Source organism: Mesorhizobium qingshengii, assembly GCF_027563465.1.
In the GTDB taxonomy this organism is placed as follows: Bacteria; Pseudomonadota; Alphaproteobacteria; order Rhizobiales; family Rhizobiaceae; genus Mesorhizobium; species Mesorhizobium qingshengii_A.
Genome location: NZ_JAPFQA010000013.1, coordinates 19784 through 36729 on the forward strand (window position 1 = coordinate 19784; position 16946 = coordinate 36729).

A 16946-nucleotide genomic window follows, 5' to 3' on the forward strand; every position below is an offset into this window, starting at 1 on the left:
TATGTTGCACTGCAACATATATGTCTTGATCGGCGCAAGAACAGCGGTTCCGTTGCGGGAGGGCATGAAATTTTCGTCATGCGAAGAGGTTGCCCGGCGCCGCGAGAGACGGCCCGCAACCGCTGCGCGCGGAATCCCGGTCGGCTCATCCCCGCGAAAGGAGTGAATAACATGGCCTTGGGCCGTAACACCGCCTCAGGCGACGAGATCCGGCACCGGCCCGACATAGCGCGACTGCGGGCGGATGAGCCGTCCGGTCGTCTGCTGCTCGCGTGCATGGGCGATCCAGCCGGCGACACGCCCGGCGGCAAAGACGTTGCTGAACGCTTGCCTGGGGAAGCCGGCGGCCTCCAGCAGCAGCGCGGTGTAGAATTCGACATTGGTCTGCAGCGAGCGCGACGGCTTGGCGACGCGCAGCACATCGAGCGCCGCCCGCTCCACTTCCTCCGCGAAGGCCAGCCGGCGACCGGTTTCGCCTTCGCCGCCGAGTTTGCGCACCACCGCCTTCAGCACGTCGGCGCGCGGGTCGCGCACCCGGTAGATACGGTGGCCGAACCCCATGATGCGCTCGCCATGCGCGATCTCGTCGCGCAGCCAGCCGGCAGCGTCGCCATGCGCCTCGATTGCATCCAGCATCTCGATGACCGGGCCCGGCGCGCCGCCATGCAGCGGGCCCTTGAGCGCGCCGAGACCCGCCAGTACCGCCGAAGTCAGGCCCGCCTTGGTCGAGGCGACGACGCGGGTCGCGAAGGTCGAGGCGTTGAGGCCGTGGTCGCAGACAGTCACCAGATAGGTGTCGAGCGCTTTCGCCAGCGCTGGCGAGGCGACGGTGCCGTTGAGCATCCTCAACATATCGCCGGCATGGTCGGCCGCCTTGTCCGGCGCGAATGGCTTCTCGCCGCGCTGCAGGCGCAGCAGGGCCGGCGTCAACACCGCTGGCGCCGCGATCAGCCGCAGGGCGTCGGCCAGGGCCTCGCCGTCCGGCAGGAAGGCGATGCCTGCGCGCATCGCGCTGTAGACATCGAGCGATGCCAGCAAAGGCAGCGAGGGCAAAAGCCGCTCGAACACCTCGACGCGCGCCTGGCCGATCGCCTGCGCCAGTTCCGCATCGCCGGGAAGGTCTTCGAAGAAGCCGTCCAGCAACAGCCGAACCACCTGGACATAGTTCCAGCGGCCGGCCAGTTCCGGCAGCGAATGACCGCGGATCGTCAGATGGCCGCCAAGTCCGTCCACGTCGGAAAGGACGGTTTCCGCCGCCACCACGTCATCGAGCCCATTTGCCATCGCCTGTCTCCTTGAACCGTTTCCGTATCGCAGATAAGGGTAGTCAACATAGTCATCAATCTTGATCAATAGAATCAATATCCAGGGAGGATTCGACCCTGTCGGAGTGGCTGTCTCGGGAAGAAGCGCTTGAACGCCTCAAGGTGCGGGCACAGACGCTCTATGCCTATGTCAGCCGTGGGCGCATCGGCATGCGGCCCGACCGCGCCGATCCGCGCCGCAGCCAGTATCGCGCCGACGATATCGCCGCTCTGGCGACCCGCCGGGCACGCGGACGCAGCCCGTCGGCCATCGCCGAAAGCGCCATCGCCTGGGGCGAGCCGTCGATCACCACCTCGATCTCGACCGTTTTGCATGGTCGCCTCATCTATCGCGGTCAGGATGCCGTTGCGCTCTCCGGGCACGCCACGCTGGAGGAAACCGCCGCTGTCCTGTGGGGACTATCAGAGCCAGCGGCTTTCGCATCACCGTTGCCCGGCGCGCCGCATCAGGGCGGCCGGGCGGCCGCCTTCGCGCAGCTTGCCTTGGCTGCCGCCGAGGGACGCCCATCGCTCGGGCGCGGCGCCGCCTCGCTGCATGCCGATGCCGCTCGGGCTGTTGGCGTTCTGGCCAGCGCCTTCGGTGCGCCGGCGGGATCGGAGCCGGTCCATCGGCGGCTGGCGCAAGGCTGGTCGGTGGATGCTGGCGGCGCGGAAGCGATCCGCCGCGCGCTTGTGCTGCTCGCCGATCATGAACTCAACGCGTCGACTTTCGCCGCCCGCGTCGCCGCTTCCACCGGCGCGCCGCTGGCCGCTTGCCTGCTCGCGGGGCTCGCCACACTATCGGGCCCGCGCCATGGCGGCGCCGGCGAAGCGGTGATGCAATTGGCCGAGGACGCGGCGCGGCATGGCGCCGATGCGGCGATCCGGCGCTGGCTCAGCCACGACCGGCCGCTGCCGGGGTTCGGCCATCCGCTCTATCCCGACGGCGATCCCCGGGCTGTCGCCCTGCTGGCGACCATCGATGGCGACGACACATTGCGATCCCTGGAAAACGCCGCCTTTGTCGCGACCGGCGCGCGCCCCAACATTGACCTTGCCCTGGCCGCGCTGACGCGCGGCCTTGGCTTGCCGAGCGATGCGCCGTTCCGCCTGTTCGCGCTCGGACGCAGCGTCGGCTGGGCAGCGCATACGGTCGAACAGATAACAAGTGGAAGTGTTATCAGGCCGCGCGGCCGCTATGAGGGATTGCTGCCCTGATGCAGGCCGCCCAAAAGCGCGCGGCGGCTTTGGGACACCGGCATGCATAAAAACAAAGGTTTAGTGCGCGTCGACTGAGCCCGCTATAGCGCCACGCGCCTTGCGCTTGCGGCGATCCGATGCGCTGTTGCCCAATGGATCTTTCGATCCGGAAGTCTCACGACATGGTGTCGAGCTTGCGCTGCATGGCCGCGATCTGATCCTTCAGTTCCTGAAGGTCATCCGGCTTTTCCGGCGTTTCCTTCCTGGCCGGCTCGGGCGTTGGCGCGGCGGCTGGGCCGGGACCCGCGGGCGGGAATGGCGTGAACAGACGCATGGCATTCTGGAACATTTCCATGTTGCGGCGCGTCTGCTCTTCCAGCGCCTTGATCGGCGTGGTGATCTTCATCATGTCCAGCGGCGACTTGCCGAGCGCACCCTTCATCTGCTCGCGAAACCGTTCCTGCTCCTTGGAGAAGGCCAGCATGGACTGTTCGAGGAAGCTCGGCACGATCATCTGCATCTGGTCGCCATAGTAGGCGATCAACTGGCGCAGGAACGGGATCGGCAGCATGTTCTGCCCATCCTTGTTCTCCAGCTCGAAGATGATCTGGGTCAGCACCGGATGCGTGATGTCGTCACCGGTCTTGGCGTCCTGGACGGTGAACTCCTCGCCCTTCTTGACCATCTCGGCGAGGTCCTCGAGCGTCACATAGGTGCTGGTGCCGGTGTTGTAGAGGCGGCGATTGGCGTATTTCTTGATGATGATCGGATCGTCTTTCGCGGCCATCTTAATCCTCCCCGGGACACCGGCGCGCGCTCAGTAAGCCGCCGGTAACGATTGTGCCTTTTTTGAGGATATGCGCAAAAGCCTCATAATTCCAAGCAGTTTGTGCAGTGCGGGATCATATAATGCTGCATAGCAGGCAAAATATGCTGCGCAGCAATGGAGAGACTGCCACCGTGGCAATGCCCGACCTGCTTGCGGCGCATGGGCGCCATGCCCATTTCCGGTTTGACTTGGATCATGGAAACGGCAAGAAAAGTCGCCAACAACGCCCAAAAGCACGACAGCTCGAAGTCTGGAGAAGAAAAATGTCCTCTGCCAATTCCATCGTTGTCGCCAGTGCCGCACGCACGGCCGTCGGGTCCTTCAACGGTGCCTTCGCCGCCACCCCGGCGCATGAACTCGGTGCCGTCGTCATCAGGGAACTGCTGTCGCGTGCCGGTGTCGAGCCGGCCGAGGTCGATGAGGTCATCCTCGGTCAGGTGCTGACCGCCGCCCAGGGGCAGAACCCGGCCCGCCAGGCATCGATCAATGCCGGCCTGCCCAAGGAAACCACCGCCTGGGGCCTCAATCAGGTTTGCGGCTCGGGCCTGCGCGCTATTGCCTTGGGCATGCAGCAGATCGCCGCCGGCGATGCCAAGGTGATCATCGCCGGCGGCCAGGAATCAATGTCGCTTTCCCCGCATGCGCAACACCTGCGCGCCGGGGTCAAGATGGGCGACTACAAGATGATCGACACCATGATCAAGGACGGATTGTGGGATGCCTTCAACGGCTATCACATGGGCAACACGGCCGAAAACGTCGCCCGTCAGTTCCAGATCACCCGTGACGACCAGGACCAGTTCGCGCTGGCCTCCCAGAACAAGGCCGAGGCCGCGCAGAAGGCTGGCAAGTTCAAGGACGAGATCGTCGCCTTCACCATCAAGGGCAAGAAGGGCGACACAACAGTCGACCAGGATGAATACATCCGCCATGGCGCCACGATCGACGCCATGACCAAGCTGAAGCCGGCTTTCGACAAGGACGGCACGGTAACCGCCGCCAACGCCTCCGGCATCAATGACGGCGCCGCCGGCGCATTGCTGATGAGCGAAGCGGAAGCCGTAAGGCGAGGCATCACCCCGCTGGCGCGCATCGTGTCCTGGGCAACCGCCGGCGTCGACCCGACGATCATGGGCACCGGCCCTATTCCGGCTTCACGCAAGGCACTGGCCAAGGCCGGCTGGTCGGTCGGCGATCTCGGCCTGATCGAGGCCAACGAGGCTTTTGCCGCCCAAGCCTGCGCCGTCAACAAGGACATGGGCTGGGATCCTTCGATCGTCAACGTCAATGGCGGCGCTATCGCCATCGGCCATCCGATCGGTGCTTCGGGTGCCCGCATCTTCAACACGCTGGTCCACGAGATGCGCCGCCGCGGCGCCAAGAAAGGCCTCGCCACCCTGTGCATCGGCGGCGGCATGGGCGTCGCCATGTGCGTGGAGGCGCTCTGACGAGATCATTTGCCGGGCGGCGAATGCAGGTCGCCCAAAAGTACGCAGCGGTCTTTGGAAGACGACATGAAGGAAAACAGTCAGCTAAAGCGTCGCCTGAATTTGCTTCAGGCGTAGCGCTTAGCCGCCCGGTCCATATCCAGTGCCTGCCAAGCCCGACAACAGGGCGTATCAAAAGGGGAAACGCATGAGCAAGGTTGCAATCGTCACGGGCGGGTCGCGCGGCATTGGCGCGGCGATCTCGATCGCATTGAAGAACGCCGGCTATTCTGTTGCCGCGAACTACGCCGGCAACGACGAAGCGGCGGCGAAATTCAAGGCCGAGACCGGTATTCCCGTCTACAGATGGTCGGTCGCCGACTACGACGCCTGTGCCGCCGGCATCAGCCGAGTCGAGGCCGATCTCGGCCCAATCTCGGTGCTGGTCAACAATGCCGGCATCACCCGCGATGCCATGTTCCACAAGATCACACGCGAACAATGGAAAGAGGTCATCGACACCAACCTGTCGGGCGTCTTCAACATGACGCATCCGCTTTGGAGCGGCATGCGCGACCGCAAGTTCGGCCGCGTCATCACCATCTCGTCGATCAACGGCCAGAAGGGCCAGGCCGGCCAGGTCAACTATTCCGCTGCCAAGGCCGGCGACATCGGCTTTTCGAAGGCGCTTGCGCAGGAAGGCGCCCGCGCCGGCATCACCGTCAATGTCATTTGCCCCGGCTACATCGCCACAGAGATGGTCAAGGCCATCGACGAGAAGGTGCTCAACGAGCGCATCATCCCGCAGATCCCGGTCGGCCGCCTCGGCGAGCCGGAAGAGATCGCGCGCTGTGTCGTCTTCCTCGCTTCCGACGATGCCGGCTTCATCACCGGCTCGACCATCACGGCCAATGGCGGCCAGTACTTCGTCTGAAACCCGGACAACGGTCCCATACAGGCAATCGCACTGCGACGAGCGGACCGGAAAACCGGTCCGTTTTTATAGGCGGATTGGCTGCCGTGAAGGCCTCGCCGCGGTGCGCTGATCCAATCCGGCACGCAAAGGTTAATGGCGGCGGCACCTCCTGTGCGAAACTCGTCCGCAAACCTGTGGATTCTCGGTGGACAACCTGTTTACAACACAAGATATTGAGGTGAACAAAACAGGAATATTCCGCTATCGCTGATTCGTCGCCGATTCGTTCCGGCTTTGAGCGGAACGTTAACGACAGCGACCGGAATCGCCTGCCTGATCCTTAACGCGGATTAAGAAAGATCAACAATTTCATAATCTTGGATAAGGCGCACCAGAACGGCTCGGTCGTTCACCGGCAAAAGTTAACGACAAGGCTCGCCCTGCATGAAACGGGCCAGTTCGGCGATTCAGCATGTGGTGAGACTCGCGGTCGCAAAATCCACATATAGCCGTGAACAAAACCTGAATCTGGATGAGTCACTGATTCGTCGCCGATTCGTTCCAGACTCGTTCCAACTGTTAATCCGTGGCCGATTGAGAGCTTGACACGACCGCCTTCGAGCCCTCGCCGGAACATTCCGCTTTCGCTTCGCGCGCGAAATCCCTATGTGTCGGCTGTCATACGCGCCATTCGAGGCACGCTCCCGACAACGAGAGGCCAGAAAGCCTTATTTCCAGGTCGATGAACATCCAGTCGAAACACACTGAGCCGCTGATCTTGTCGGGCCGCGACGTGACCGCCGTGCTTGGGCCGACCAACACCGGCAAGACCCATCTCGCCATCGAGCGCATGGTGGCGCACGAGAGCGGCATCATCGGCCTGCCGCTCAGGCTGCTCGCGCGGGAAGTTTACGCACGCGTCTGCGAAAAGGTCGGCGCCCACAAGGTCGCGCTGATCACCGGCGAGGAAAAGATCCAGCCGGCCGGCGCCAGATATTCGGTCTGCACCGTCGAAGCGATGCCGCGCGAGACCGACGCCGCCTTCGTCGCCATCGACGAGGTGCAGCTTGCCGGCGACCTCGAGCGCGGCCACATCTTCACCGACCGCATCCTGCACCTGCGCGGCCGCCAGGAAACGCTGCTGCTGGGCGCGGCCACCATGCAAGGCATCCTGCAGCGCCTGCTGAAGGGCGTCTCGGTGGTGACGCGGCCAAGGCTGTCGCATCTCGCCTATGCCGGCTCGAAGAAGCTGACGCGCCTGCCGCGCCGCACGGCGATCGTCGCCTTCTCCGCCGACGAGGTCTATGCCATCGCCGAGCTGATCCGCCGTCAGCAAGGTGGTGCCGCCGTCGTGCTCGGCGCGCTCAGCCCGCGCACCCGCAACGCGCAGGTGGCACTGTTCCAGTCCGGCGATGTCGACTATCTCATCGCCACCGACGCCATCGGCATGGGCCTCAACCTCGATCTCGACCACGTCGCCTTTGCCCAGAACCGCAAGTTCGACGGCTTCCAGTACCGCAACCTGTCGGCGGCCGAGCTCGGCCAGATCGCCGGGCGCGCCGGCCGGCATCTGCGCGACGGCACCTTTGGCGTCACCGGCCAGGTCGACCCGCTGGACGAGGATCTGGTCAAGAAGATCGAAGGCCATGACTTCGACCCGGTGAAGGTGCTGCAGTGGCGCACCGCGCATTTCGACTTCGCCAGCCTCGATACGTTGAAGCGCTCGATCGAGACCAACGCCCCGGTCGAAGGCCTGACCCGCGCACTGCCGGCGGTGGACGCCCAGGCGCTTGAATATCTGTCGCGCGACGAGGACATCCGCGCGCTCGCCACCGATGCCAAACGCGTGGCACTGCTGTGGGAAGCCTGTGCCCTGCCTGATTACCGCAAGATCGCGCCGGCCCAGCATGCCGACCTGATCGCCTCTATCTATATGGACCTCGCCCGGCATGGCCATGTCGACGAGAACTACATGGCCGAGCAGGTGCGCCGCGCCGACACCACCGAGGGCGACATCGACACGCTGTCGCATCGCATCGCCCAGATCCGCACCTGGACATTCGTGTCGAACCGGCCCGGCTGGCTGGCCGATCAGGCACACTGGCAGGAAAAGACGCGCGAAATCGAAGACAGATTGTCGGATGCACTGCATGAGCGGTTGACGAAACGCTTCGTAGACCGCAGGACTTCCGTCCTCATGCGGCGCCTTAGAGAAAATACCATGCCTGAAGCCGAAATAAGCCCAACCGGAACCGTCCTCGTCGAAGGCCATCATGTCGGCGAGCTGCAAGGGTTCCGCTTCACCGCCGACCAGAGCGCCGGTGGCGAGGACGCCAAGGCGGTACGCACCGCCGCCCAAAAGGCGCTGGCCGCCGAATTCGAGGCGCGTGCCGAACGCTTCGGTGCCTGCGCCAATGGCGATATCGCGCTCGGCTCGGATGGCACGCTGCGCTGGATCGGCGCGCCGATCGGCACGCTGGTCGCCGGCGAAGACGCGCTGAAGCCCCGCCTGGTGCTGCTGGCAGATGAACAACTGACCGGCCCAGCGCGCGACAAGGTCGCGGCGCGTGCCGAGCGTTTCGTCAATTTTCAGATCGAAACGCTGCTGAAGCCGCTCGTCGACCTGAAGAACGCCGACCAGATTTCCGGCATAGGCCGTGGCATTGCTTTCCAGCTTGTCGAGAATTTCGGCCTCATCAACCGCCGCGACATCGCCGACGAGATGAAGTCGCTCGACCAGGAAGGCCGTGCCGCGCTTCGCCGGCTTGGCGTGCGCTTCGGCGCCTACCATGTCTTCGTGCCGGCGCTGATCAAGCCTGCACCGGCCGGACTGGTGACGTTGCTGTGGGCGCTGAAGAATGACGGCAAGGACAAGCCCGGCTTTGGCGACGTGGTCCATGCGCTCGCTTCCGGCCGCACCTCGGTGGTCATCGACCCGACCTTCGACAAGACGTTCTACAAGCTTGCCGGCTACCGCAATCTCGGCCGCCGCGCCGTGCGCATCGACATTCTGGAGCGGCTGGCGGACCTGATCCGTCCGGCGACCAACTGGAAGCCTGGTCTTGGCCAGCGGCCGGACGGTGCCTATGACGGCCAGTCCTTCATGGTGACGCCGCCGATGATGTCGATCCTCGGCGCCACCGCCGACGACATGGAAGAAATCCTGAAAGGCCTGGGCTACCGCGCCGAACCGAAGCCGCCGGCCGAAGTGAAGGCCCGGCTGGAGGCGCAAGACAATGCCGCGCGCGAAGCGGCGGCAGCGAAACTTGCGGCGGAAGAGGCTGCTCGCGCCGAGCAGGCCAAGGCAGCCGAAGCGGCGGCGGCTGCCGCGGAAGCGGCAGTCGAGGGTTCAGAACCGGCGGCCCCCGAGGCCACCGTTGACGTTCCCGCCGAAGCCATCGCAGAAGCGGCGGCGGAGCCTGTTGCGGAAGAGCAGCCGGAAGCTCCAGCCGAGGCCGTGGAAGAGCCGGCAACGGAGGCTGTCGCCGAAGCCGCCGCTGAACCTGCCGCCGAGCCAGCGGCGGAAGCCCTCGCTGACATCAAGGTCGCCGAAGGCGACGCCGCCCTCACCTCCCCCTCGACGGGGGAGGGTGAGGCCAGCGAGCCAGCCGTCGCGGCCGAAGCAGCCGCCGGCGAACCCGCTCCAGAAGCCGAAGCGCCCAAGCCGATCCTGCTGTGGCGTCAGGGCCGTTTCGAACAGCGCCCCCGCCATCACGAAGGCCGCAACAACCGCCCGCGCAACGGCCAGGGGCGCGGCCGAAACAATGCACCGGCCGATGCCGGCGGCGCTCCGGCTGCGGCCACGCCAGGAGAACGTCCTGCCCAGGAAGGGCGGCGCGACGGCGCCGGCAAGCCGCGCTTCGACCGCTCGAAGTTCAAACCCAAGCCGCAGGGCGAAGGCGAACAGCGGCGTGACGGGCGGCCGCAAGGCGAGCGTCCCGACCGCCGCGAGGGCCGGCCGGACTGGAAGGGCGGCAGGCCGGAAGGCAAGGGTGGTCCGCAAGGCGGAAAGCCCGCCTTCCAGCCGAAGCCGCGCGAGGAGCGCCCGGTGCGCTTCGATCCGGACTCGCCCTTTGCCAAGCTCGCCGCCTTGCGCGACCAGCTGAAGAAGTAGGCTCGGCTCGCTTCGATGGTTGCCCCAACCGCCGCGAGAGACCGCCAGCGCATCGACAAATGGCTGTTCTTCTCGCGCGCCGTGAAATCGCGCTCGCTGGCGGCGAAGCTGGTGGTCGCCGGCCGCGTGCGCATCAATCGCGACAAAGCAGCGCAGGCCTCCGATCTGGTCAAGCCTGGCGACGTCCTGACCATCACGCTCGAGCGGCGCATCTTCATCTGGAAGGTGCTCGGCGCCGGTGCGCGGCGCGGCCCTGCCGAGGAAGCCCGCACCCTCTACGAGGATATGTCGCCGCCGCCGGCGCCGAAGGGTGAGACCATTCCCGACGCGCTTCCGGCACTGCGCGAGGCCGGCAGCGGCCGCCCGACCAAGAAGGAACGCCGCCAGACCGACCACCTGCTCGGTGACGACTGATGCATCCGGCCCATGGCGCGCAGCGGTTTTGGGCCAACGACATGCCCAAAACAAAGACCGGACCCGGCAAACAAGACATTCTGCCGGACATGTCGGGCCTCGGCCGCGCCGGCCGTCTGGAATTGCATTCCGAAAACCCTGGCGCCGCCGGCGACGGCCGCCCTTGCAAGCGGCGGGCAAAGGCGTTACCTGACGGAAAAAGCCCAACAAAATTGGGACGTCCCGGAGCCGACCGATGACCTATGTCGTGACCGACAATTGCATCAAATGCAAATACATGGACTGCATCGAAGTCTGTCCGGTCGACTGTTTCTACGAAGGCGAGAACATGCTCGTCATCCATCCCGACGAGTGCATCGACTGCGGCGTCTGCGAGCCTGAATGTCCGGCCGACGCGATCAAGCCCGACACCGAGCCCGGCCTCGACAAATGGCTGCAGATCAACACCGAATATGCCGAGAAATGGCCTAACATCACCGCCAAGAAAGAGCCGCCGGCCGACGCCAAATCGTTCGACGGCGAGGCCGGCAAGTTCGAGAAATACTTCTCGGCCGAGCCAGGCGAAGGCGATTGACAATACCGCCGTAAAGAGCGGTATTACGCAGCGTAACAGGGACGACACATCAACCGCCTTGACAGGCGGCGATTGCGTGTGGCCTTCGCTTATGCAGCAAAACCTTGATTCTTCCGACTTTTTGTGCTACATCAGCAAAACATGCCGGTGACACAACGTCGATTGATGGCGCAGACGCCCCAAATCACTGAAAGGTGAAAATCCCATTCCGGACCAGAGCGATCTGGGCCAGGCGGTCGCAATCTCTGCGGTTTGCCGGTCCCGGCTTTTCCGGTGGGTTCGTCTGTTGTGCGGCTAACGATCGGTTTCCCCGATCGCGCGAGTTCGGGCCGGCAGGACGCCGGCGCCACAACAAGGAGTTCAGGGCGTAATGGCAACGATCACCCCGCAGAAGAAGTCCACCGCTGCGCGTCACGGTTTCAAGACCGGCGAGTACATCGTCTATCCGGCGCATGGCGTCGGCCAGATCGTCTCGATCGACGAGCAGGAAGTTGCTGGACACAAGCTGGAACTGTTTGTCATCGACTTCCAGAAGGACAAGATGCGCCTGAAGGTGCCGGTCGCCAAGGCGACCTCCATCGGCATGCGCAAGCTGTCGGAAGAGGATTATGTCGAGCGCGCGCTGAAGGTCGTGCAGGGCCGCGCCCGCGTCAAGCGCACCATGTGGTCGCGCCGCGCCCAGGAATATGATGCGAAGATCAATTCCGGCGACCTGATCTCGATCTCGGAAGTTGTGCGCGACCTCTACCGCGCCGACAACCAGCCGGAGCAGTCCTATTCCGAACGCCAGCTTTACGAGGCGGCGCTCGACCGCATGGCCCGCGAGATCGCGGCCGTCAACCGCATGTCGGAAACCGAAGCCGTGCGCCTGATCGAGGTCAACCTCAACAAGGGCCCTAAGCGCGGTGCCAAGGCCGACAATGAGGAAGCCGAGCAGGAAGAAGCTGCCTGAGCTTGTCTCGCCTTTGAATTCGGAAAAACCCGGCCTCGCGCCGGGTTTTTTGTTTCGGGAGGACGAGGCTGGGCGAGGGTTGCGCCTACATCTCGCCGCCGCCTTCCTTCTCCGCCTCCTGCTTCAGCGTCGCAATGAAACGCCTGGTCCGCTGGTGCTCGGGATTGCCGAACAGCACGGCGGCCGGCCCCTTCTCGACGATGACGCCAGCGTCGAGAAACACCACTTCCTGCGCGATCTTGGAGGCGAGGCGCAGATCGTGCGTCGCCATCACCATGGTCGTCCCCTCGCTGGCAAGCTTGCCAAGCACGTCGACCACCTCTTGCGCCAGCTCCGGATCGAGCGCCGAGGTCGGCTCGTCGCACAGCAGCACTTTCGGCGATGGCGCCAGCGCCCGGGCGATCGCCACGCGTTGCTGCTGGCCGCCCGACAGCGTCGCCGGCCAGGCGTCGGCCTTGTGCGCCATGCCGACCTTCTCCAGCAGGGCGAGCGCCCGCTCGCGTGCCCTCTCGGGTGGCCATTTCAGCACCGTCACCAGCCCTTCCATGACATTCTCGATCGCGGTGCGGTGCGGGAACAACTGGAAGTTCTGGAACACCATGCCGGTCTGCAGGCGCAGGCGCTGGATGTCCCTGGCCGGGACCTTGCCACCGGGGCGGAATTCAAGCATCTCGTCGCCGATGCGCACCGTGCCCGAGGTCGGAATCTCCAAAAGGTTGATGCAGCGCAGCAGCGTGCTCTTGCCGCCGCCCGAAGGGCCGACCAGCGCGGTGACGCTGCCCTCGGCGATGGTGACCGTCACGCCCTTCAGCACGAGATTGTCGCCAAAGCGCTTTTCGATGTTGGTGAGGCCGATCATGAGCGCGCCTCCAGGAAGCCGCCATAGCGGTTGAGCCGGGTTTCCAGCCGCGTCTGCAAGGCCGACAGCACCGAGCTCAGCGCCAGGTAGAGGATCGCCGCCTCGACATAGAGGATCAGCGGTTCATAGGTGGTGGCGACGATGCGCTGCGCCGCCTGGAACATCTCCGGCACGGTGATGGCGGCGGCCAGCGACGTGTCCTTGACCAGCGAGATGAAGGTGTTGGAGAGCGGCGGCACCGCGACCCGGCCGGCCTGCGGCAGGATGGTGCGCCGCATCGCCTGGCTCCATGTCATGCCGATCGAATAGGCGGCTTCCCACTGACCCTTCGGCACCGAGCCTATTGCCGCGCGGATGATTTCCGACGTGTAGGCGCCGATGTTGAGCGTGAAGCCGATCAACGCCGCCGGAAAGGCGTCGAGCAGGATGCCGACCGAGGGCAGGCCGTAGAAGATCAGGAACAGCTGCACCAGGAGCGGCGTGCCACGGAAGATCCAGACATAGAAGCGCACAAGCGCGACCAGCGGCTTCGGGCCGAACAGCCGGGCAAGTGCCGCGCCCAGGCCGACGGTCAGGCCAAGCACGAAAGACAGCAGTGTCAACGGCACGGTGAAGATCAGCGCCGCCCACAAAAGCGAAGGCAGCGACTCCAGCATCAGTTGCAGCCAGTGCGGCACGAAAGGCCCCTCCTTGCGATTGCCGTTCCAGACGAGACGGCTTCATCGAAGCGCGAACACACACGCCATATCACGCCAAAGGCGGCGGGCCGTCAAAAGACGGCCCGCCGCCAGGCATCTTTGCATGGGCCGGCAACCGGCCCGTCTCGTGAAATTACTTCGAGACGTCCTGACCGAAATAGGTGTCGGCGATCTTCTTATAGGTGCCGTCAGCCTTGATGTCGGCCAGCGCCTTGTTGATGGCGGCGACCAGCTCCGGATCGCCCTTGCGCACGATGACGCCGGAATAGTCGGCGTTTTCTTCCTGCGCGGCGATCTTCACATTGGCGTCCGGCTTGTGCTTCTTGAAGTCGAGGAACGACAGGCTGTCATTGATGGTGGCATCGGCGCGGCCGGTCAAAAGCAGCTGGATCGACTGGTCGAACCCATCGGTGCCGACGAGCTCCGCGCCGTTCGTCTCGGCCAGCGTGCCGAAATTCGAGGTCAGCGACTGCGCCGACTTCTTGCCCTTGAGATCGGCGAAGGTCTTGATGTCGCTGTTGTCGCCGCGCACGATCAGCACCGCCTTGGAGGCGATATAGGGATCGGAGAAGTCATACTTGGCCTTGCGGGCGTCGGTGATGCCGACTTCGTTGATGACGGCGTCATAGCGGTTGGCGTCGAGGCCGGCTATCAGCCCGTCCCACTTGCCTTCGAGGAACTCCACCTTGACGCCGAGCTTGTCGCCGATCGCCTTGGCGATCTCGACGTCGAAACCGACCAGCGCGCCGGCGGCATCATGATAGGTGAACGGTGCGTAGGTGCCTTCCGTGCCGACCTTGATGACCCCGGCCTGCTTGATCTGGTCGAGATTGGCGCCGGCATGGCCGGCGGTGACAGCCAGAACCTGCAGCGTTCCGGCGACGATGAGCGACTTGAGCCATTTCATTTTTCTGTGATCCCGTCCTTGGCCTGATATCCGGCATGTTGTGAGTGCTGGAAACTGACAGATGCAAGACGAAAAAATAAGGAACAGGATTTCAAAAACAATTTGTTTCTGAAACCAGATTCTCCAGATGGCTTCTTCCAGCGGCGATTGACGTCGTTGCCGGTCAGCCCGACACTTCTCAGGCACCACCATCCGCCGGGCAACAGCCACGGAACCATTCCCGCGCATGGCACGTTCTGGATTTTGTAGGGCACGACGCCGCCATTTCAACCCGGCTCCTGCCAAGCTTTGCAAAGTCATCCGCATCGGCTGAGCCAGGGAGCGCCTCATGATGGAAGACACAGCAGGACGGATCATGGTCCGCGCGGCAATGAGGGCCCCTTATCTCGAGCGTGACGAGGAGCATCGGCTCGCGTTGCGCTGGAAGGAGCACAACGACCAGAACGCGCTGCACAGCATCACCGTTGCCCATATGCGGCTGGTCATTTCCATGGCTTCCAAATTCCGCCACTACGGCCTGCCGCTTGGCGATCTGATCCAGGAAGGTCATGTCGGTCTGCTTGAAGCGGCGGCCCGCTTCGAACCGGAGCGCGAAGTGCGGTTCTCGACCTATGCGACCTGGTGGATCCGCGCCTCGATGCAGGACTACATCCTGCGCAACTGGTCGATCGTGCGTGGCGGCACCAGCTCGGCGCAGAAGGCGCTGTTCTTCAATCTGCGGCGCTTGCGTGCCCGTCTGGCGAATGGTGCCGAACCGCTGTCCAATGCGACGCTCTACCGGGAAGTGTCGGCCGCGCTCGGCGTCTCCGAAGCCGATGTCGCCATGATGGATTCACGGCTGTCGGCGCCCGACTCCTCGCTCAACATGCCGCTGGCCGACGATGCGGGTGCCACCGAGCGCATGGATTTCCTGGTCTCGGACGATCCGCTGCCCGACGAGATCGCCGGCGATACGATCGATGTCGAGCGCCGTTTGGTCTGGCTGAAAGCAGCGCTTGGCGCGCTCAACGCGCGCGAACTGAAGATCATCGAGGAGCGCCGGCTGAGCGACGAGGGCGCGACGCTAGAGGCACTCGGCGAGACGCTCGGTATTTCCAAGGAGCGCGTCCGCCAGATCGAGGCCCGCGCCATGGAAAAGCTCAAGGTCGCGCTGGTGAAGCAGAACCCTGAATTTCTGGCGACAGCCGCTTGAAGCCGCAGGGCGCATCGGCGCCCGGCAGCTTGCAGCGAACGCTTACTTGTCAGTGACGATCTTGACCTTGTCGCCGGCCGAAACCGCGGCGCCCGGCGACAGCGCATTGAGCACGCGAAACAGGTCGAGCTTGCGGTCGACGCCGACCATCTGGGCTGAAAGCGAACCCATCGTCTGTCCCGGCTGGACCGTGACGACACGGATATGCAGCGGCTTCAACGCCGCCTTTTCGGCAGCACTGAGGACACGGAACGACCCGCTCACCGAACGCGCCACGGTGTCCAGCGAAGTGCTGGCCGAGGGTGCCGCGGTCAAAAGCCGATAGACCTGGCCGCCGGCACGGATCACCGCGATGTCGAACTGCCAGCCTTCGGCGCCGGCATGCGCGGTCGCTGCCTCGTTGCCGTTGATCGTTTCCTGCTTGACGCTGCTGTCGTCGAGACCGGCCACCCAGCCGCTGCGGATATAGTCGGTCAGCGCGCGGTTCTTGTCGATCGAGACGCCATCAAAGCGGATCGCGATGTCGCCCGGCCCGGTTGCCGTCACCGCGGCCGCCGAATTGTCGATAATGAAGCCCTCGGGCACCGAGAAAGACACGCCGAGGCCCGGATGCAGGAAAGTCTCGCCGCGCACATAGCCTTCTTCGGGTGTGTCTCCATAAAGCAGGCCGTCGATGCCGGCGAGGAAGGAATCGCGGTCGCGCGTGCCGACGCCGGGCGCACCGAACTGGCGGGCATGGCGCTGCGCCAGATCGATGCGCTGCGGCGTGTTGGGATGGGTCGCCAGGAAGTCGAGGCTGGCGTCGGTGGCGCCGCTGATCGAGCGGAAGTCGGTATAGGCCGACATCGACTGCAGGAAGCGGCCGGCGGCGAAAGGATCGTAACCGGCTTCGCCGATCGACTTGATGCCGATGGCGTCGGCCTCCAGCTCCTGGTTGCGCGAGAACTGCGCGAGTCTGAGCTTGCCGCGGATCAGCGCCGCCTTGGCGGTCGGGCTGTCGCCGAGCACGTCCGAGACGACCTTGGTCGCCAGGCCTTCCTCGGCCTCCAGCTGCTGGCGCTGCAAGCCGTGGTTGGCGGTGACGTGGCCCATCTCATGCGCGATGACCGCCGCAAGCTCGGCCGAATCATTGGCCAGCGCCAGCAGGCCGCGGGTGATGTAGAGATAACCGCCCGGCAGCGCGAAAGCGTTGACGTTGGGCGAATTCAGGATGGTGATGCGGTAGGTCTGCGTCGGATTGGCCGACACCACAGTCAAATTGCCGACCACCTTGGCGACCATGCGCTCGAGCTTGGGGTCGGAATATTCGCCGCCATAGGTGGCCAGGATGCGCGGATGCTGCGCCTTGGCCAGTTCGGCGAGCTTGTTGTTGGCGCCGACATTGTCAACGGTGATCGGCTTGTCGGACGGCTGGAAGCCGGATTCCTGGACTTCGGGAGGCGTGAACATCTGGCAGCTTGCCAGCGCCACGGCAAAGCCAGCCAGCGCCAGAAAGCGCGCCAGCGGATTCATTCGTAATCTGTCAACGCCGATCGCCAGAACGGCTTCCTTTCGGGTCCC

Annotated in this window: 15 protein-coding genes; 8 read left to right on the forward strand and 7 right to left on the reverse strand. The window is 64.4% G+C overall.

Annotated features, from left to right (window positions below; all coding sequences use genetic code 11):
* Positions 1–195 precede the first annotated feature (195 nt).
* Positions 196–1284 (reverse strand): citrate synthase/methylcitrate synthase, encoded by a 1089-nt coding sequence (locus OOJ09_RS23630; protein ID WP_269907518.1) that lies wholly within the window; start codon positions 1282–1284, stop codon positions 196–198.
* 98 nt (positions 1285–1382) lie between these two features.
* On the opposite strand from OOJ09_RS23630, the gene OOJ09_RS23635 reads away from it, so the two are divergent.
* Positions 1383–2522, forward strand: a complete 1140-nt coding sequence (locus OOJ09_RS23635) for a citrate synthase (protein ID WP_269907615.1) — start codon at positions 1383–1385, stop codon at positions 2520–2522.
* Between the two features lie 157 nt (positions 2523–2679).
* On the opposite strand, the gene phaR is transcribed toward OOJ09_RS23635, so the two are convergent.
* Positions 2680–3291, reverse strand: a complete 612-nt coding sequence (phaR, locus tag OOJ09_RS23640) for a polyhydroxyalkanoate synthesis repressor PhaR (protein ID WP_269907519.1) — start codon at positions 3289–3291, stop codon at positions 2680–2682.
* Positions 3292–3596: 305 nt separating this feature from the next.
* Between phaR and OOJ09_RS23645 the strand changes: the two genes are divergently transcribed.
* The 6 genes from OOJ09_RS23645 to OOJ09_RS23670 all read left to right on the forward strand — a co-directional run bounded on the left by OOJ09_RS23645 (position 3597) and on the right by OOJ09_RS23670 (position 11730).
* Positions 3597–4781 carry an acetyl-CoA C-acetyltransferase gene (locus tag OOJ09_RS23645; protein WP_269907520.1) on the forward strand — a complete coding sequence of 395 codons (1185 nt, stop codon included), beginning with the start codon at positions 3597–3599 and terminating at the stop codon, positions 4779–4781.
* A gap of 187 nt (positions 4782–4968) precedes the next feature.
* Positions 4969–5694 carry an acetoacetyl-CoA reductase gene (phbB, locus tag OOJ09_RS23650; protein WP_269907521.1) on the forward strand — a complete coding sequence of 242 codons (726 nt, stop codon included), beginning with the start codon at positions 4969–4971 and terminating at the stop codon, positions 5692–5694.
* 724 nt (positions 5695–6418) lie between these two features.
* A complete protein-coding gene (locus OOJ09_RS23655) occupies positions 6419–9790 on the forward strand; it encodes a helicase-related protein (protein ID WP_269907522.1) in 3372 nt (1123 codons plus the stop codon).
* Between the two features lie 15 nt (positions 9791–9805).
* Positions 9806–10204 (forward strand): RNA-binding S4 domain-containing protein, encoded by a 399-nt coding sequence (locus tag OOJ09_RS23660; RefSeq protein WP_269907523.1) that lies wholly within the window; start codon positions 9806–9808, stop codon positions 10202–10204.
* 235 nt (positions 10205–10439) lie between these two features.
* Positions 10440–10778, forward strand: a complete 339-nt coding sequence (fdxA, locus tag OOJ09_RS23665; protein ID WP_091578737.1) for a ferredoxin FdxA — start codon at positions 10440–10442, stop codon at positions 10776–10778.
* A 370-nt stretch (positions 10779–11148) separates the two neighbouring features.
* Positions 11149–11730, forward strand: coding sequence for a CarD family transcriptional regulator (locus tag OOJ09_RS23670; protein WP_006327799.1), 582 nt, complete (start codon positions 11149–11151; stop codon positions 11728–11730).
* Between the two features lie 85 nt (positions 11731–11815).
* On the opposite strand, the gene OOJ09_RS23675 is transcribed toward OOJ09_RS23670, so the two are convergent.
* The 4 genes from OOJ09_RS23675 to OOJ09_RS23690 form a co-directional block, all read right to left on the reverse strand.
* Positions 11816–12589 (reverse strand): amino acid ABC transporter ATP-binding protein, encoded by a 774-nt coding sequence (locus tag OOJ09_RS23675; protein WP_269907524.1) that lies wholly within the window; start codon positions 12587–12589, stop codon positions 11816–11818.
* Positions 12586–13266, reverse strand: a complete 681-nt coding sequence (locus OOJ09_RS23680) for an amino acid ABC transporter permease (protein ID WP_091578741.1) — start codon at positions 13264–13266, stop codon at positions 12586–12588. The genes OOJ09_RS23675 and OOJ09_RS23680 overlap by 4 nt, the downstream gene beginning before the upstream one ends.
* 154 nt (positions 13267–13420) lie before the next feature.
* Entirely contained in the window at positions 13421–14194 is a 774-nt protein-coding gene (locus OOJ09_RS23685; RefSeq protein ID WP_269907525.1) for an amino acid ABC transporter substrate-binding protein, read from the reverse strand.
* Positions 14191–14448 (reverse strand): hypothetical protein, encoded by a 258-nt coding sequence (locus tag OOJ09_RS23690; protein WP_269907526.1) that lies wholly within the window; start codon positions 14446–14448, stop codon positions 14191–14193. The genes OOJ09_RS23685 and OOJ09_RS23690 overlap by 4 nt, the downstream gene beginning before the upstream one ends.
* 74 nt (positions 14449–14522) lie before the next feature.
* On the opposite strand from OOJ09_RS23690, the gene OOJ09_RS23695 reads away from it, so the two are divergent.
* Positions 14523–15386: an RNA polymerase factor sigma-32 gene (locus OOJ09_RS23695; RefSeq protein ID WP_269907527.1), complete on the forward strand. Its 864-nt coding sequence runs from the start codon at positions 14523–14525 to the stop codon at positions 15384–15386.
* Between the two features lie 42 nt (positions 15387–15428).
* Here OOJ09_RS23695 and OOJ09_RS23700 read toward each other — a convergent pair whose 3' ends face one another.
* A complete protein-coding gene (locus OOJ09_RS23700; RefSeq protein WP_269907528.1) occupies positions 15429–16898 on the reverse strand; it encodes a M48 family metalloprotease in 1470 nt (489 codons plus the stop codon).
* Between the last annotated feature and the right edge of the window lie 48 nt (positions 16899–16946).

Bases quoted from the DNA above. Each gene is read 5' to 3' on its own strand.
- fdxA (WP_091578737.1), top strand. From the start codon at position 10,440: ATGACCTATGTCGTGACCGACAATTGCATCAAATGCAAATACATGGAC.
- OOJ09_RS23630 (WP_269907518.1), bottom strand. From the start codon at position 1,284: ATGGCAAATGGGCTCGATGACGTGGTGGCGGCGGAAACCGTCCTTTCC.
- OOJ09_RS23660 (WP_269907523.1), top strand. From the start codon at position 9,806: ATGGTTGCCCCAACCGCCGCGAGAGACCGCCAGCGCATCGACAAATGG.
- OOJ09_RS23685 (WP_269907525.1), bottom strand. From the start codon at position 14,194: ATGAAATGGCTCAAGTCGCTCATCGTCGCCGGAACGCTGCAGGTTCTG.
- phaR (WP_269907519.1), bottom strand. From the start codon at position 3,291: ATGGCCGCGAAAGACGATCCGATCATCATCAAGAAATACGCCAATCGC.
- OOJ09_RS23655 (WP_269907522.1), top strand. From the start codon at position 6,419: ATGAACATCCAGTCGAAACACACTGAGCCGCTGATCTTGTCGGGCCGC.
- OOJ09_RS23695 (WP_269907527.1), top strand. From the start codon at position 14,523: ATGATGGAAGACACAGCAGGACGGATCATGGTCCGCGCGGCAATGAGG.
- OOJ09_RS23645 (WP_269907520.1), top strand. From the start codon at position 3,597: ATGTCCTCTGCCAATTCCATCGTTGTCGCCAGTGCCGCACGCACGGCC.
- OOJ09_RS23670 (WP_006327799.1), top strand. From the start codon at position 11,149: ATGGCAACGATCACCCCGCAGAAGAAGTCCACCGCTGCGCGTCACGGT.
- OOJ09_RS23675 (WP_269907524.1), bottom strand. From the start codon at position 12,589: ATGATCGGCCTCACCAACATCGAAAAGCGCTTTGGCGACAATCTCGTG.
- phbB (WP_269907521.1), top strand. From the start codon at position 4,969: ATGAGCAAGGTTGCAATCGTCACGGGCGGGTCGCGCGGCATTGGCGCG.
- OOJ09_RS23700 (WP_269907528.1), bottom strand. From the start codon at position 16,898: ATGAATCCGCTGGCGCGCTTTCTGGCGCTGGCTGGCTTTGCCGTGGCG.